Consider the following 15,126-nt stretch of genomic DNA (forward strand, 5'->3'; position numbering starts at 1 on the left):
CGCCCCCATGAAAATTGTCGATACGTGCTATTATACCGCAACTCCATGCCTGGCGCACCCCCTGGCTGAATGCTTGCATTCCCAATCTCCCGATTGTGAACGCAAACCAATCAGCCTCGGCTCTGGCTGAATGCTGCATTCCCAATCTCCCGATTGTGAACGCAAACCAATCAGCCTTGGCTCTGGCTGAATGCTGCATTCCCAATCTCCCGATTGTGAACGCAAACCAATCAGCCTCGGCTCTGGCTGAATGCTGCATTCCCAATCTCCCGATTGTGAACGCAAACCAATCAGCCTTGCATCATATATAAAGCAATCAACGCGCCGGTGTTCACGATCGCGTCGGCGTGGGTGCGTTCCATGCTATGCGAAGCATGCACGCCGGGACCGATCAGCGCCGCGCGAATATTGCTGCCGCCGTGGAGCGCTGCGGAAGCGTCCGAGCCATAGTGCGGGTAGATATCGACCGCATGCGGAATGCCCGCTCCCTTCGCGAGTCCGATGAGGACGGACGTCATGTCATAATCGTACGGCCCGGTCGAATCCTTGGCGCAGATAGAGACGTCGTATTCGGTCGCCGACAGGTCGTCGCCGAGCGCGCCCATGTCGATCGCCAGCATCTCCGTAATGTCAGGCGGGATATACGAGGAGCCGTGCCCCACCTCTTCGTACGTGGAGATGATCACCTTCACCGTGCGCCGCGGCTGCTTTCCTTCCCGCTTCAGCCACTCCAGCACGCCGAGCAGTGCGGCGACGCTCGCCTTGTCGTCCAGGTGGCGCGACTTGACCAAGCCGTTCGGCATCATGCGCGTTCGAGGATCCCACGAAATAAAGTCGCCGACCGCGATACCCAGCTTCTCCACGTCTTCCTTCGTCTTTACCGGCTCGTCGATACGGATCTCCATATTGGCTTCATCACGCTTCATATCCCTAGCGTCGGTATAGACATGCACGGAAGGCTTGATCGGCAGCACGGTGCCTTCATAAGTTCTGCCGTCTCTCGTGTGGATGAGGCAATATTCCCCCTCCACCGAGTGCATCATATAGCCGCCGACGCTCGTGAATCGGATCGTGCCGCCCGGCTTGATCGCGCGGACCATCGCGCCGAGCGTGTCGACATGGGCCGTCAGCCCGAGCGTGCCGGCTTCCGCCGATCCTCCGTTTCCTTCGATCGTAATGACCGCATTGCCTTTGGGCGTCACTTCCGAAGGGTATCCGAGCTTATCCGCTTCCTCGCGGACGAATCGGATCGCTTCCTTGCAATAGCCGCTCGGACTCGGCGTGCCGAGAAGCCGCTCCAGCGTCTTCAATATGTAGTCCCGATTCAGCTCGGGGGGTGGAATTGGGGTCATGAATGATGCCTCCTACAAAAGTCGTTTCAAATCGGACAAGCTTGGTTTATGAATTCGAACATGAATTTGCCCATCCTTCAGATATACCTCATCCAGCTTAATAATCGGCAGCTCTTCCCCTATCGGGATGACCAGCTCGCCGATCCGTTCTTTCGGCAGCGCGATATCTCCCGCCTTCATCTCGATCGGCGTGCCGATCAAATTCGGCGCTTCCCACCGGAAGGTATAGACCGCCTGCAGCCCGACCGTCCAGAATCCCAACAGCTTCGCGTTCACGTCCGCGATCATCCGGTCGCCCTTCAGCTCGAACGCAGCCCCGGTAACCTGCACGTTCGGACGAACGTTCGGATGGAGCGACAACGACCGTTTGGCCAGGTGGTTCAGATCGTCCTCTGTCAGCACGAGCTCCAGCGATTGCCTCCGCAGCATCTCCACGGCTCGCTCCATCAGCGGCACCGGTTGATACGACAAGTCCAACTCCTCGCGCGGGGCCGCATACAGATACACCGTTAAGGCCGCCGCTGCCAGGACAATGAAGAAAGCAAGCAGCATCAGGCGAAAAATTCTCATCCGGTATACGCCTCCTCTATCCCTGCCATGTCCTCCCCATTATGAGTCATCCGTCCACTACGGTCAAACGACCAACCCCCTCCTCTTTCGGGCAAGATCAGACGGCAGGCTCCTTGTTTCTACGCAGCATGCTTATCCCACCGATGAGCAGCGGGATGCCGATCGCGACGGGAACCGCGAACAAAGGCCAATAATCGGCCGTGAAGATCATGGCGCGCAGATGGTCGGCTACGATCCAATACCCGGTTCCCCCCAGCAGCAAGGCCGTCGGGAGCAGCAAGAGGCGGTAATCGTTCACGCCGACGATCTTGGATGCGCACACCGAAGCGCAGAACAGGGACATCATAATTTGGATGAGCGAGGAAGTCGCGAAGAAGGCAACCATTATCATCTCGTACCGATGAAGGAACAACCCGATGTGGGCGCTTCTGGCCAGCTGCATGCAGGCGACGATATATTCCCGGGTCGCTTCGGCGGACAACACCCCCGTCTCCAGAATCGGCCAGATGGCAACGGTAAGTCCGGCGAACAGAATGCTCACCGCGGACGCCCTTCCCCATCGCTGCGGCTTCTTCACATGCGGCAGCAAGATGGCGATCATCATCGTCGCCAGCGACCAGTCCGTATCGAAATGCCTGCTCGCCCACACCGTCCGCGCCAATCCGCTATCCATGACGGGCAATAGATTCTTGACGTCGAATTCCGCGATCGAACCCATCATGACGAGGATGTTGAGAATGAGGATGGAGAATACGCCGACGAACGCCATGCGTCCCATGACCTCGACACCGTGATAAGCTCCGTACAACCCGACGGCGAGCGCGGCCACGACAAATAGAATGACCGGCGCCTCCGGCAGAAAATAATCCATCAGATGGTACGTAAACGTCACGAGCACCGTGGCGAACGCCCCCGTGAAAAACAGGAGCAGCACGGCCGCGATCAGCTTGCCCGCCCACTTGCCGGCCGCCTTGGACGCGATATCGATCATCGACGCTTGCCCGCCCATTCGGATGACGCGGGCGGTCAGCCATGCCGCCGCGATACCTTGAAGCATGCCGATCAGCGTGGAGAGCCACATATCGCTTGCCACCTCGCGGGCAATAATACCTTGCGTAATTCCGATCGCTTTGGCATAGATCACATTCATGACGAGCGCAAGCAGCATGCCGTTCGTTATCCGTACGTTCACTTCAGTTCCTTTCCGCTTGTCGGTTCCTTCAATTTCAGAACCGGGCTGGTCAGCTTGACATCCGTTTGCACCGTGACGTCCGCTTCGGCAAAATAATCATCCCATTCAGCGGCCACCTTGCGCCATTCCTGCGGATAACGGTTATGAAACGTCTGTCCCGCCTTCAAGAAGTCCGTCCGATATTGCTGCTGAGCGATGTCGAAAATGTTCTTCACCTGATCTTCCATTTGCTGCCGGAGCTTGACCTCCAATTGTTCGCGAACAACCGCATATGAATTCGAGCAGCCAAGTTCCACGAGATTGGCGTCGATCTTCTGCTTAATTCGCAGCGTAATCTTGCCATCCTTCCAGCCCGGCTTCATCGTTTGCTTCAATTTCTTCAACTCCAGCGTGGTTCTTTTGCCCGGCTCGTTCGGGCAATTGACGATGGCAATCTCGGAATCGACCTTCTCGATGAAAGGCAGCAGCCCTTTCGCATCCTTCGGCGACAGCCAACCCTGCATCTTATCCCCTTTGAACACCGCCGCTCCCGAGAGAACGACTTGCTTCAGCGATCCGAATTGATTCGGTTTCTTGTTGGAGATGCCCCGCGGCTTTAATTGGACCTTGGCCAGCACCGGCTCGGCACCCGTCGCCAAGAACGATTCTTGGAGCCGCATCATGTTGGAACCCGGCGCCTCGGCGACGATTTGGTTATAGCGGAACAGCTTGTCGATCGCTTCGCCGGGGACAACTTCCATGCCGGTAATCGTCGCGATAACCTCGCTTGCCTTGTCCGGCGTCACCACGACCCAGGTGGACATGCGCAGTTCATGATTGCGGGTGAAGAAATCAATCATATCGGCAATACCTCGCCGCGCGTAGTCCTCCCCGATCACGATGACGAAATTATGCGCCCAATAGACCCTTCTGGACGAGAACCGCGCCAAATTGCGCGCTGCCTCGAAGATCGTCCGGCCTTGCGACTGGATCGAATAGATCGGTTCCCCCGTGCCGCCCGACGGCGCTCCCGTTTGGCCCCTCGCATCCGCCGGTCTGACGATTTGCACGCTCAAGCTGACCTGATTGTCGCCATACAAATCGAGCCCGACGGCGGTTACCATGGCCAGATCGTTAATCTCCTGCTTGCCGAAACAGCCGGTGATCAGAATCGAGACAGCCGACCATGCCAGTACCAGTACCGCGATCGAGCGACAATTCATGATCCTCACCTCTGCTAAGATTAATTAGGACTCGGGTGGCTTCGGCATGGCGCCATCCTGCTGCCGCTTGGCATCGGCCGCGATCGAGGGCCGGCTCTTATTGCTCCACCACGGCAAACGCAGCACGATGTCCTTCTGATCAGATGGCCGGAACGGCGCGGCAGGCGCCAGATAGGGCTCGCCGAACGAACGGATGGACAGCGCATGAATGACGACGATGAAGAACATGCCCGCGAAACCGAGCAAGCCCAGCATGCCGGAAGCGATGATCAGCGGAAACCGAAGCAGCCGAATGGATAAGGAAGCGGAATAGTTCGGTATGGCGAAGGAAGCGATGCCCGTAACCGCGACGATAATGACCATGAACGGCGATACGAGACCCGCCTGCACCGCCGCCTGACCGATGATGAGCGAGCCGACGATGCTGACCGCTTGTCCGACGGGCTTGGGCATGCGCAGTCCTGCTTCGCGCATGAGCTCGAACGCCAGCTCCATCATGATCGCCTCGACTAGCACCGGGAACGGAACGACTTCCCTGCCCGAAGCGATCGTGAACGCCAGCATGGACGGAATCATCTCTTGGTGAAACGAGACGAGCATGACATATAAGGAAGGTAGCATCAGGCTGATTAAGAACGCGATGTACCGGACGATCCGGAAGAACGATCCGACCCAATATCTGGAGTAATAGTCGTCGGACGCTTGAAAGAACTGCCAAAAAAACGTCGGAACGGTAAGCACGACAGGCGTATTGTCGACGAATATCGCGACTTTGCCTTCGAGGAGGGAAGCGGCGACTTTATCCGGACGTTCGGTCGTGCCGATCGTGGAGAAGACAGAGAACGGCGCATCCTCGATCAACTCCTCGATATATCCGCTCTCCAGCACGCCGTCGATTTTAATTTTATGGATGCGCGCTTTCACTTCTTCGACCAAACCCGGCTTGACGATCCCTTCCATATAGGCGACGTTCAAGTCCGTCTTCGTCTTCGTGCCGACGATGAGCGAATCCAGCCGAAGGCTAGGGTCCTTGATGCGCCTCCTGACGAGCGCGGTATTCGTGCGGATATTCTCGGTAAAGCCGTCGCGCGGCCCGCGGACCACGTTGTCCGTTGCCGGTTCGGTAATGCTTCGGGATTCCCAGGCTTTCGTGACGACGAGCAGTCCTTCCGCGAACCCGTCGATTAGGAATAACGTTTCCCCGCCGAGAATGCCATCCACGCCTTCTCCGATTTTGCGAATGGCGCGGAGGGAGCAGTTCGTCATCAGGCGCCGCTTCAGTTCTTCCACTGTATCCGCTTGCAACAGAATTTCCGCCGGTAGTTCTTGGCTGTGGACGAGAATCGCTTTGAGAATATGCTGGAGCTCCGTGTTGCTGATCAACCCGTCCGTATAGAAACAGACGCCTTGCCGGTTAGTCTCTTGATGGAAGTCGAAGTCGCGCTTGATGAAATCCACGCTCTGTCCCATTATCCGTTGAATCAGATCCACGTTAGTTTGTAGGGAGTCGGTTATGGCGGTATCCAATAACGGTTGAACGGTCATGACGATCCCCTCTCCCGAACGATGCGTTTCCATTGGTATTTCCAGTTCAAGGTAGAGCTATTCGATTGACTAACGACTACCGATCCGGGAGACACTATTGTCACTATTATTCGAGGAGCGCGCAAGCCTGATGTACCATTGGTGGATCTATGAATACGTGGTGAACACAGCGTGGTTCGTGCAGGGGTTCGCCTGGGCTTTGTTTCTATTTAATTTTACGCTTCCGGGCATTGTCTGGTTTACGATGAGCAGCCGCAATCCGCTCCGCCGGGAGAAGAACGATACGGGCGCAGGCCAACCGACCGCCCAAGACGAGGATAACGCGTGGAACGGCGGCAACGCCAAAAACCCGCCAGAAGGCGGGTCCTCGGCAGGCTCGGAGTCTTCATGAGCCGTTTATTATTTGGCGCGCGGCTGCACCGTGACGACGGAATTATAATACGTTAAGAACGCGCATAATTGCTTGAATTTCCAAATGTAATCTTCGAAACTGCCTCCGAGCGCCTCCGCTTGCTTGTTGATCTCATAAGCATTCTTGTATGCGACGGCCAGCGCATCTGCTTCGGTCTTGGGCTTGTGCAAGTCCGTGCCGCGCAGAATCGAAGTTTCGCTTAGAATCTCGCCTAGATACAACGGGGCTATATTGACGATGTTACCCGGGTTCGGATTCGGCTCGCAATACGCCAACCCGGTTTGCTCGAACGGCAAAAACAGCAGATGAGCGCCTCGCTGCTCGTCCTTCCATGTATACGCCATGCCCTGATGGAGCGGATGGACGTTCGGATGATTAATGAACTCGCCCTTTTTGAGCCGTTCAAAGAAGGTTTCCAAATACGATTTCATGCTACCGGCTCCTTCGGTTTATTCCTCTCTACAAACATTCTACACCTTTCGCCATTTTTCCTTCATGCGCCTGCAGACGACGAATAACGCCCTATCTACTATTTCGGCAGACGCGCATGATTTTCTAAGACTTACAGCAGCAGGAATGGAACATTTTTTTCGGCGTCGGGGCGGCGAATGTCGGAGGAACGAATGCCGCCTAAGGAGTCGTGCAATGAACGGCTATCGGGCATAGGCTTTGCGATGAAAATTGGTGATATAACGGAACAGTTTCTGACCGTCTTCGAATGGAAGATCGGCGCGAGAATCGAGCTTCGCAACCATTGCCCGGTAAGGCTCCGGCACCCATATATAGTGGTGAACATACTCCGTAATCGCGAATCCGCATTGTTCCCAGAAACGGATGCGCGCTTCGTTGTCCGGGCTTGGATCGGATTCGACTTCGATAATGACCGCTTGCAGTCCTTGCGCTCTCCCCCATTCCATGAGCGCATGAACAAACGCGCTGCCATCGCCGCGGCCGCGTCGCGATACGTCGACCGTTAAATAGTCGATCACGAGAACCTTGCGGTCGCTGGAGATCGAAGAGAATGCCATGCCGTAAGCTTCGCCCTGTTCATGAACCACGTGAAAAAAGGCCAGTTTCCGCTCGAACATGCGTCGAATTACTTGTTCCGTCTTTCCGCCATGATTGCCGAACGCGTTCATATACATCGGTTTTGCTCGCTGCCACCAAGATGCGTCCAATTCGCTCATTGTCGTCAGTTCCATTGCGCAACCCTCGTTTGTATGTAAGATGGCCATGATCCGCAAGGGATCATGGCCGTGCACGTCGTACCTAACGCGTTATTTCGCGTGACGAAGAATATACTTGATATCCTCGGCGATCGATCTCGCCTTCGTCTTCGCGTTCGTACCGCTCAGCTGCTGGTTCACGCGGCGAATCGCTTCGATCGACTTCGCATCGGTAACTTGAAGCACGAGGCCTTCGCCAGTGTTGCGCATTGACGTCTCGCGGCCGGATTGGCCGGACAGGTTGCCTGTCATGCCGTTGCCGCCTCGGCCGTTGTTGCCGCCGCGGTTAGCGACGATCGTCAAGCTGCCGAGCTTCAATTCGTTCTGATTGTTCGTAGTCGCGTTAAGACGAGTGCCGTTGTTGCCGGTCATGCTGTACGTTCCTGTCCCCGTACCGTTGCCGGTGACGTTCGTGCCGTAACCATTCGTGGTTCCGTTGCCGCCCGTCATGCCGTTACCGTTCATGCCGACGAGATTGCGACCGGCGCGACCGAGATCGCGGCCGGCCTCGCGCGTCGTGCCAACAATCCCGGTGCCGAGATCGCGCGCCGCGTCGCCGACATTGCGTCCTGCGCCGGTCGTACCGTTACGGTTACGGTAGTCGTTATCCCGCGTACCCATCCCCATCAGACCGCGAGCGGCGTCGCCCAGGTCGTCGCCTACTTCGCGCGTCGTGTTCGCAATTCCGCGACCGACGTCGCGCGTTGCATCGCCCAGATTGCGGCCAGCTCTGCGCATATCGTTGTCCACGCGCGTCGTGTCGTTATCGACATTGTTTACGCCGTATCGCCCCGTGTTGTTGCGCGTACCCAGTAAGCCTTCGTTATCTCGTGCGCTTCTTGTCAAAATCCGTCTGTCGTTGTACCCATCCTCGTTGTGCGTGGACAATCGGTTCACGCGTCCCGTGTTCTTCGTGGTCACGTCATTGTCGTTGTTGTTGTTGCCGCAACCCGTGAACAGTACGGCGGACAAGCTCAAGCCACAGACCAACAAGCACGCTTTTCGATTCAAGATGAGATCCCTCCAGCTTCTAATTTTGACCCGACATCGGCGGGCCTTGATTAGATTGCGCCAATGGACGGCGGATTACATGTTGAATCATTTGTGCGCGCAGGTAAATCTTACGGATGCCGGCAGCACCAAGCGATTGCGATCGTAAGCGTGCGCTTGCCCGAATAGCAGGCATGACCGGAGATGCACACTATAACCGAAAGGAGTTGGATGAAGATGATGACGCGCCTCAAGCGCATAGCCGGCTTGACTGCGGTTATCCCGTTATTGCTGCAATTCACGGTTTGGGACGGCTCTACCGCTAATGCGGTAGTAATCAACGCAACGAATGATTCTTCTTATCGGCTGCATGCGCCATCCGATACATCGAACGGCGCCGGTTTCGGCAGCACGGATCAGCTCGGTTTCTCCGGCAGCACGCCCGGTTATATCGTCGAACAAGGGACGCGGCCGGGCAACTTTCGACTACTTAGCACGCCTGCCGGCAATGGGAACCAGCCACTAGCGCCCCAACAGCGGGGGTTGTCGGGCAGCACGCCTGGTTACATCATGAATCAGCGGGCTATGCAGACAGAAGGCATTCGACCGTTTGGCGGCACGTTGGGCGGCGAGCGAGCCAACGACTTCGATTGGGGCTGGCTCGGACTCCTCGGTCTGATCGGATTGGCTGGCGCGCGGAGAAGAGCTTCGTCCGACTAAACTGCCGCGTCTCATATCTTCAGAAGGAAGGCAGCATTTCATAAAGATCGCGCAGATGCCCAATGTCTTGACAAAGAAGCAGCCCGGATAGGTTCCAGGCTGCTTCTTGCCGTAAAGCGATATTAGGCCAGCTTGTTGAATGCTTCGGTCAGAACCGGCACGATTTGCGATTTGCGGGATACGACGCCTTTCAGTATCGCTTGGTTGTTCGACAGCGACACGTTGTAGGCTTGTTCGACCGCATTGGCTTTCGCGCCGAGCGCAAGGCCGACGGAGTCGTTGTTCAGAATGTCCGTTACGACGAATAAGAACAGATCAAGGCCTTTCTCGTTGATAACGCCCGTCAGCGCGTCTTCAAGTTCCGTTTGGCGGGAGAGCACGTCGTTCACGTCAACCGCGTTCACTTGCGCGATTTCGACCTTCGCCCCGCCCATGCTGAATTCTTTGGAATCGATAGAAATCAGCTGCGCGATCGTTTTGTCGCTCAGGTCGGCGCCGGCTTTCAGCATGTCCAGACCGTATGTATCGGCGTTCACGCCGGCGATGTCGGCCAGCTCGCGCGCTGCCGCCACGTCTTGCTCCGTGCAAGTCGGCGATTTGAACAGCAAGGAGTCGGAGATGATCGCCGATAGCATCAAACCCGCGATCGCTGGCGGGATTTGCTTGCCGTTCTCTTTGTACATTTTGTTCAAAATCGTCGCCGTACAGCCGACCGGTTCCGCGCGGAAGTACAGCGGGCCCGCCGTCTCGAAGTTCGCGATGCGGTGGTGGTCGATAACTTCAAGCACTTGCACTTGCTCGATATCGGAAGCGCTTTGTTGACGCTCGTTATGATCGACGAGGATGACGCCTTTCGCTTCGCTCGCGACCGTCTCGACGAGACGAGGCGCCTCGACTTTGAACGTATCCAACGCGAATTGCGTTTCGCCGCTTACCGCGCCGAGGCGGACCGGCTCAACGTTGAAGCCGAGCTGCGTTTTGAGATCGGCGTAGGCGATCGCGGAGCAGATTGTGTCGGTATCCGGATTTTTATGTCCGAAGATGAGTACTTTTTCCATGAATTCTGATCTCCTTACATGTTTATATTTGGCGATAAAAGTATACCTAAGATTGGTAATCAGTTCAAGGTGAGAATCGATATCAAGGACTATTCGTTCGGATCGCTCTCCATGCTGAAGATAATCGCATCGCGTCTGATTTTGCCGCTTTCCATGACGCGGTCAAGCTCCGCTTTGTCCATGACCTCGAACTCCGACGCCTCCATTTGCACGACATAGAAAGAGCGGTTTTGCTCGCGGAAGAAGATTTTGGCTTTATCGATGGCATACTGTCGTGTCATGACGGACTCCTCTCGGTAATCGCGGATTGTCAAAATGCAGAGCTAACGCCAAAACGCAGTTATGTATGACGAGTGCGCGCTATCTCGGCACGTCCACTTCATTGTACCAGAATCGCGGAACGCCGATAACATAAAAGATGTTCAAAATTCCGCAATTCCGGTACGCGAAATGATGATTCTACGTTACGCACCCTCTCTTTGCTCAGGACAATACAGGCTCAAGAACAACCGGTTTAAGCGCGTTCGTCCGATCCACGAACACGAAAGCGTCATACCGCGCGCTCATCGTCGAAGGGACATAATTGCCGAACCGTTCGTATTGCGGCTGATAGACGACGCCGATCGCGCGATGGCCGATGCGTTCGCCATAATCGGATTCTCTGCCGCGGAATAACAGCCAACCGCTCGCAACCCCCGCTTCGTGCATCGCATCCTCCCAGCTGCCTTCCATCGCTTTCGGCACCCGCATGGCCGCGGCTTGCGCCCCCCAGCTTCGGCCCGCGACGACCGTCCCCTCATAGGTGCCGAAACCGATCGCGAACACGTTCTCCGCGCCGAAGCGTTCCCTTGCCAGCTGGCCGACGTTCACCATGCCTTCGTCCGCCATATCCGTTGCCCGCGCGTCTCCGATGTGGGTGTTGTGCGCCCACACGATGATTTTGGCATCATCCCCGTAAGCATTCATTAATTGGGCCATGACCTCGGTCATATGCGTATCGCGAATATTCCATGAATCGGGGCCGCCATGGATCATGGCACGGTAGTAGCGTTCGGCATCCGCGGCGACAAGCGTGTTCATTACCGCGTTCAGCGACTCTTCATCCTTCAGATTCGTGCCCATACGGCGCATCCGCAGATCGCGCAGCAGATCGACGACTTCCTGCTCGCATGACTCCCCTAGCGCGTAAGCGGCCGCGGCGCCGTAAGCCTGTTCGTCCCGTCCGTACGGCCCGAAGCACTCGTAAGCGCGGATGGCTTGATCCAGCTCCGGAGAATTCGTGTTGCGCAAATACCGAATTGTTTCCTCCATCGATTCCCATAGACTGTATACGTCGAAGCCGTAAATCCCGGCTCGATCATTCCCTTCGCGAATGCCGTTGAATGCCTTCAGCCATTGCGCGAACGTCTCGATTTCCTCATTCGCCCACATCCACTCCGGCCATCTGCCGAAACCCGCGAGCGCTCCCCGCGCCGTTGCGGCCGCTCCGGTATAATTCTTGATCCAGCGGTTAATCTCATAACAGGACGGCCAATCGCCTTCTACCGCGATAATCCGGAATCCTTTCCGTTCCAGCAGACGCTTGGTAATCTCCGCGCGCATCGTGTAGAACTCGCTCGTGCCATGAGACGCTTCGCCGAGCAAGACGATGCGGGCATCGCCGACCGCGTCCACGATCGCATCGTAATCGCCGGCCTGCGTCAACGGCTTCGCATCCCGGCGGATGGATTGCACCAGTAACGGATCTGCCATGAATTCGTCCCCCTTTCAACTTGAACGAAGACAGTATTCCCAAGCCGCTCTCAAAAAAAATGGATGCCAAGCCATCGCCGTTCTGGTAAGATGTTCAAAGCAATTTCGACAATTCTCGCAATGGAGGAACTCACCCGTGGAACGAGTCATTCAGGTGGACGAACGTCCCCCGCTTATCCAGACGATCCCGCTCAGCCTGCAGCATCTATTCGCGATGTTCGGCTCGACGGTCCTCGTCCCCGTGCTGTTCGGCGTCGATGCCAGCACGATTCTGCTGATGAACGGTATCGGCACCCTGCTCTACTTACTCATTTGTAAAGGTAAAATTCCGGCTTACCTCGGCTCGAGCTTCGCGTTCCTGTCGCCCGTGCTGGCCGTTCTCGGCGGCAACGCCGAAGAGAATTATCCGTATGCGCTCGGCGCCTTTATCGTCGTCGGAGTCGTCTTTACGCTATTCGGTCTGCTCGTCCAAGCGGTCGGCACGAAGTGGATCGACGTCATTTTCCCGCCGGCGGCCATGGGCGCCATCGTCGCGATCATCGGGCTAGAGCTCGTGCCGACGGCAGCCGGCATGGCGGGCTGGATTCAATCGCCTAGCGCCCCGGTCGATCCGGCATGGAGCCCGGATCCGGACGCGGTCATCGTGTCCGCCGCGACGCTCGCGATCATTATTCTCGGCAACGTCTTATTCAGAGGCTTCATGAAGATCATCCCGATTCTGATCGGATTCGTGGCCGGCTATGTGCTCGCATGGGCGATGGGCATGGTCGATTTTACGTCCGTCTCCGAAGCAAGCGTGTTCGCGGCGCCGACGTTCACGCTGCCGCAGTTCAAGCTGGCGACGATCCTGACGATTCTGCCTGCCGCGCTCGTTGTCATTGCCGAACATATCGGACACCTCATCGTAACCGAGAATATTACCGGCCGTCCGCTGACCAAGGAGCCCGGCCTTCACCGCTCGCTGCTCGGCAACGGCATCTCGACGATTCTGTCCGGCTTCGTCGGTTCGACGCCGAATACGACGTACGGCGAGAATATCGGCGTCATGACGCTGACCCGCGTCTACTCCGTATTCGTCATCGGCGGAGCGGCGATTCTGGCGATCGTGCTCTCCTTCTTGGGCAAGTTGTCCGCGATCATCTCGGTCGTGCCTCAACCGGTGCTTGGCGGCGTCTCGCTCATGCTGTTCGGCGTCATCGCGGTTGCGGGCATCCGGATGTTGATCGAGACCAAGGTGGACTACGGCAAACCGCAAAATATCATTTTGACGACGGTCGTGCTCGTGATCGGGCTAAGCGGCACGAAGCTGACGATGGGCGGCATCGAGCTGAAAGGCATGGTGCTGGCGACGATCGCGGCCATCGTGCTCAGCCTCATCTTTAAGCTGATCGAAGTCCTCAACATCGGCAACGAGAAATAATAGCCTTGCGCTTGCGAATTGAAAAAGGCAGCATGAAACCCGGGTAGACCGACGTTTCCAGCTGCCTTTTTGCTTTGCTCGACTTCCCGTACCTTGCGCCTAAAATCCAAGCATAGGCGCGACCTCCTCCACCCAACGGCCGTCCGCATCCGCCTTCAGGGTCATCCAGCCTAGCTCGATTGCCGCCTGCAGATTATGCGACTGGTCGTCGACGAACAACACCGGCGCGCCAGCAGGAAGTCTCGAAGCAACTCGGCGAAAAATCTCCGGCTGCGGCTTGGCGCAACCGACCTCGCTCGATATCGTGACGCTCGCGAATAACGGCAGCTCCTTCGCCAAGACGGGGAGGAGCCATTCCGCCCGGTGATTACTGAGCAGATGAAGATCCGCGTGCGCACGCCATTCCGCAAGCCGGTTCAAGGCAGGTAGCCTCGCCAGATTCGCCGTCAGCAGTAGACGGGCCGACGACACGTCCACGCTTGGATAACCGCCGGCCATCCAGTTCCAGAACTCGGCTTCCGTCACCTCTCCCCTCCACAACGGCGCGCTCATGGTTGCTTTATAGTGGGGTACGATCGACTCGTATGATATCGATGAGCGATCGCAAAGTTGCTCCCAGAACATCGGCGACAGGTTGCTGACGAGGACGCCACCCGCATCCAGTATGAGTTGTGTACGCAATCGTATGCCACCGCCTTTAGATTGAACGCTCGTCCTTATTATAGAAAGGGAAATCCATAATTGACAAGCGAGACTGGCCGAACGGACCAACGATATGGTAATGATTCCCTGGCCATGCTAAAATGCGAAGTGGACGACATCATCATCCTCAATATGAGCAGCGCTCAACTACTTGCATTCGAGAGATGAAATGAGGGATAGCCCATGAATCGATTACGGCACAAAATCGCCATCGTCACCGGCGCGAGCCGACCGAACGGGATCGGCGCCGCCGTCTGCCGCGAGCTAGCCGGGCAGGGGGCCGATATCTTCTTCACGCATTACGCGAGTTATGATCGGGAGCTCGGTTTCGCCGATGCAGACCCGGGATACCCGGAGTTGCTAGCCGAGGAGCTCCGCGCTCTGAGAGTGCGCGCATCGCACGCGAGCGTCGATCTGTCCGATCCGGCAGCGCCTGAGAGGCTGCTTAACCAAATCATCGGCGAACTGGGTCTCCCCGATGTGCTCGTCAATAATGCGACGCACAGCATCGACATCGACTTTCAGGCGCTCTCCGCGGACAATCTGGATCTGCATTATCAAGTGAATCTTCGGGGGACTGCGGTGTTATCGACCGTCTTTGCCAAACGGTTGGACAACCGCAAAGGCGGACGCATCATTAACCTGACATCCGGACAGGACAGAGGGCCAATGCCGGGCAATCTCGCATACGCCGCGACCAAAGGCGCCGTATCCGCGTTCACCGTCTCGCTTGCGGCCGAACTCGCCTACCGGCACATCACGGTCAATGCCGTCGATCCCGGTCCGACCGCGACCGGTTGGATGACGCCCGAGCTCGAAGCCCACTTGCTGACCCGCTTCCCGATGGGTCGCATCGGGAAACCCGAGGACGCGGCCAAGCTGATCGCCTTCCTCGCCAGCGACGATGCCGCCTGGATCACCGGACAAATCATCCATTCCGACGGCGGCTTCAGGTAAGCCTATCGTACGCCAACGCCAAATAGCC

16 protein-coding genes are annotated in these 15,126 nt (G+C 56.9%); 4 read left to right on the top strand and 12 right to left on the bottom strand.

The window, feature by feature from the left end; all coding sequences use genetic code 11:
* Positions 1–290: 290 nt before the first annotated feature.
* The 5 genes from BCM02_RS03300 to BCM02_RS03320 all read right to left on the bottom strand — a co-directional run bounded on the left by BCM02_RS03300 (position 291) and on the right by BCM02_RS03320 (position 5,861).
* Complete coding sequence (locus BCM02_RS03300) at positions 291–1,352, bottom strand: M42 family metallopeptidase (protein ID WP_148927601.1); 1,062 nt, start codon at positions 1,350–1,352, stop codon at positions 291–293.
* Positions 1,353–1,364: 12 nt separating this feature from the next.
* Positions 1,365–1,922, bottom strand: coding sequence for a hypothetical protein (locus BCM02_RS03305; RefSeq protein ID WP_148927602.1), 558 nt, complete (start codon positions 1,920–1,922; stop codon positions 1,365–1,367).
* Between the two features lie 97 nt (positions 1,923–2,019).
* Complete coding sequence (locus BCM02_RS03310) at positions 2,020–3,114, bottom strand: GerAB/ArcD/ProY family transporter (protein WP_148927603.1); 1,095 nt, start codon at positions 3,112–3,114, stop codon at positions 2,020–2,022.
* Positions 3,111–4,316, bottom strand: coding sequence for a Ger(x)C family spore germination protein (locus BCM02_RS03315; protein WP_148927604.1), 1,206 nt, complete (start codon positions 4,314–4,316; stop codon positions 3,111–3,113). Before BCM02_RS03315 ends, BCM02_RS03310 begins: the two co-directional genes overlap by 4 nt.
* Positions 4,317–4,340: 24 nt before the next feature.
* Positions 4,341–5,861, bottom strand: a complete 1,521-nt coding sequence (locus BCM02_RS03320) for a spore germination protein (protein WP_148927605.1) — start codon at positions 5,859–5,861, stop codon at positions 4,341–4,343.
* 97 nt (positions 5,862–5,958) lie between these two features.
* Here BCM02_RS03320 and BCM02_RS03325 point away from each other — a divergent pair, with 97 nt between their 5' ends.
* Complete coding sequence (locus tag BCM02_RS03325) at positions 5,959–6,252, top strand: hypothetical protein (protein ID WP_148927606.1); 294 nt, start codon at positions 5,959–5,961, stop codon at positions 6,250–6,252.
* An 8-nt stretch (positions 6,253–6,260) separates the two neighbouring features.
* On the opposite strand, the gene BCM02_RS03330 is transcribed toward BCM02_RS03325, so the two are convergent.
* The 3 genes from BCM02_RS03330 to BCM02_RS03340 all read right to left on the bottom strand — a co-directional run bounded on the left by BCM02_RS03330 (position 6,261) and on the right by BCM02_RS03340 (position 8,510).
* Positions 6,261–6,704 (bottom strand): hypothetical protein, encoded by a 444-nt coding sequence (locus BCM02_RS03330; RefSeq protein WP_148927607.1) that lies wholly within the window; start codon positions 6,702–6,704, stop codon positions 6,261–6,263.
* A 222-nt stretch (positions 6,705–6,926) separates the two neighbouring features.
* Positions 6,927–7,475, bottom strand: coding sequence for a GNAT family N-acetyltransferase (locus BCM02_RS03335; protein WP_187434001.1), 549 nt, complete (start codon positions 7,473–7,475; stop codon positions 6,927–6,929).
* A gap of 75 nt (positions 7,476–7,550) precedes the next feature.
* On the bottom strand, positions 7,551–8,510 hold the full coding sequence (locus tag BCM02_RS03340) for a hypothetical protein (protein WP_148927609.1): 960 nt from the start codon (positions 8,508–8,510) through the stop codon (positions 7,551–7,553).
* 216 nt (positions 8,511–8,726) lie between these two features.
* Between BCM02_RS03340 and BCM02_RS35800 the strand changes: the two genes are divergently transcribed.
* Complete coding sequence (locus tag BCM02_RS35800; protein WP_148927610.1) at positions 8,727–9,209, top strand: WGxxGxxG family protein; 483 nt, start codon at positions 8,727–8,729, stop codon at positions 9,207–9,209.
* Between the two features lie 122 nt (positions 9,210–9,331).
* Here the strand turns inward: BCM02_RS35800 and BCM02_RS03350 are convergent, their stop codons facing one another.
* The 3 genes from BCM02_RS03350 to BCM02_RS03360 form a co-directional block, all read right to left on the bottom strand.
* On the bottom strand, positions 9,332–10,267 hold the full coding sequence (locus BCM02_RS03350; protein ID WP_148927611.1) for a manganese-dependent inorganic pyrophosphatase: 936 nt from the start codon (positions 10,265–10,267) through the stop codon (positions 9,332–9,334).
* 89 nt (positions 10,268–10,356) lie between these two features.
* A complete protein-coding gene (locus BCM02_RS03355; protein WP_148927612.1) occupies positions 10,357–10,548 on the bottom strand; it encodes a hypothetical protein in 192 nt (63 codons plus the stop codon).
* 202 nt (positions 10,549–10,750) lie between these two features.
* Positions 10,751–12,019, bottom strand: coding sequence for an erythromycin esterase family protein (locus BCM02_RS03360; RefSeq protein ID WP_148927613.1), 1,269 nt, complete (start codon positions 12,017–12,019; stop codon positions 10,751–10,753).
* 136 nt (positions 12,020–12,155) lie between these two features.
* On the opposite strand from BCM02_RS03360, the gene uraA reads away from it, so the two are divergent.
* Positions 12,156–13,439, top strand: a complete 1,284-nt coding sequence (gene uraA, locus BCM02_RS03365; RefSeq protein WP_246183173.1) for a uracil permease — start codon at positions 12,156–12,158, stop codon at positions 13,437–13,439.
* Positions 13,440–13,538: 99 nt separating this feature from the next.
* On the opposite strand, the gene BCM02_RS03370 is transcribed toward uraA, so the two are convergent.
* Complete coding sequence (locus BCM02_RS03370; protein WP_222870984.1) at positions 13,539–14,120, bottom strand: HAD-IA family hydrolase; 582 nt, start codon at positions 14,118–14,120, stop codon at positions 13,539–13,541.
* Between the two features lie 204 nt (positions 14,121–14,324).
* Between BCM02_RS03370 and BCM02_RS03375 the strand changes: the two genes are divergently transcribed.
* On the top strand, positions 14,325–15,098 hold the full coding sequence (locus BCM02_RS03375; RefSeq protein WP_148927615.1) for an SDR family oxidoreductase: 774 nt from the start codon (positions 14,325–14,327) through the stop codon (positions 15,096–15,098).
* The last annotated feature ends 28 nt before the right edge of the window (positions 15,099–15,126 follow it).

Source organism: Paenibacillus methanolicus, assembly GCF_008124765.1.
Taxonomy (GTDB): domain Bacteria; phylum Bacillota; class Bacilli; order Paenibacillales; family Paenibacillaceae; genus Paenibacillus_Z; species Paenibacillus_Z methanolicus.

Excerpts from the sequence above, each read along its gene's own strand:
- BCM02_RS03300 (WP_148927601.1), bottom strand. The coding sequence starts at position 1,352 with ATGACCCCAATTCCACCCCCCGAGCTGAATCGGGACTACATATTGAAG.
- BCM02_RS03305 (WP_148927602.1), bottom strand. The coding sequence starts at position 1,922 with ATGAGAATTTTTCGCCTGATGCTGCTTGCTTTCTTCATTGTCCTGGCA.
- BCM02_RS03315 (WP_148927604.1), bottom strand. The coding sequence starts at position 4,316 with ATGAATTGTCGCTCGATCGCGGTACTGGTACTGGCATGGTCGGCTGTC.
- BCM02_RS03320 (WP_148927605.1), bottom strand. The coding sequence starts at position 5,861 with ATGACCGTTCAACCGTTATTGGATACCGCCATAACCGACTCCCTACAA.
- BCM02_RS03330 (WP_148927607.1), bottom strand. The coding sequence starts at position 6,704 with ATGAAATCGTATTTGGAAACCTTCTTTGAACGGCTCAAAAAGGGCGAG.
- BCM02_RS03335 (WP_187434001.1), bottom strand. The coding sequence starts at position 7,475 with ATGGAACTGACGACAATGAGCGAATTGGACGCATCTTGGTGGCAGCGA.
- BCM02_RS35800 (WP_148927610.1), top strand. The coding sequence starts at position 8,727 with ATGATGACGCGCCTCAAGCGCATAGCCGGCTTGACTGCGGTTATCCCG.
- BCM02_RS03350 (WP_148927611.1), bottom strand. The coding sequence starts at position 10,267 with ATGGAAAAAGTACTCATCTTCGGACATAAAAATCCGGATACCGACACA.
- BCM02_RS03355 (WP_148927612.1), bottom strand. The coding sequence starts at position 10,548 with ATGACACGACAGTATGCCATCGATAAAGCCAAAATCTTCTTCCGCGAG.
- BCM02_RS03360 (WP_148927613.1), bottom strand. The coding sequence starts at position 12,019 with ATGGCAGATCCGTTACTGGTGCAATCCATCCGCCGGGATGCGAAGCCG.
- BCM02_RS03375 (WP_148927615.1), top strand. The coding sequence starts at position 14,325 with ATGAATCGATTACGGCACAAAATCGCCATCGTCACCGGCGCGAGCCGA.